This is a genomic window from Cellulomonas sp. GbtcB1, assembly GCF_019091725.1.
Lineage (GTDB): Bacteria > Actinomycetota > Actinomycetes > Actinomycetales > Cellulomonadaceae > Cellulomonas.
Genome location: NZ_JAGXJG010000444.1, coordinates 1 through 244, shown reverse-complemented (window position 1 = coordinate 244; position 244 = coordinate 1). Strand labels below are relative to the sequence as shown.

The window sequence follows — 244 nt, the reverse complement described above, 5'->3', positions numbered from 1 at the left end:
CGCGCGCCGCCCTGCTCCTGGCCGGGCCCGCCCCCGCCCCCGAGGACCCCCCCGCATGATCGACGCCCCCCACCCCGCCCACGCCGCGCCCGACCGCGGCGCCGACCGGACCGAGACCACCGCGCGCGGGCACCGGCCGCACCGGCTGCCCGCGTGGGTGGACCGGCAGCTCAGCGACCCGCAGCTGGCCGCGAAGGGGGCGCAGCCCTCCGGCGCCCTGCTGGCGTACTCGACCACCGCCCCG

General features: G+C 83.2%; 1 pseudogene. It reads left to right on the top strand.

The features are described from left to right. Positions 1-55 precede the first annotated feature (55 nt). Positions 56-244 (top strand): annotated as a pseudogene (locus KVT14_RS20985) (hypothetical protein); the annotation flags it as partial.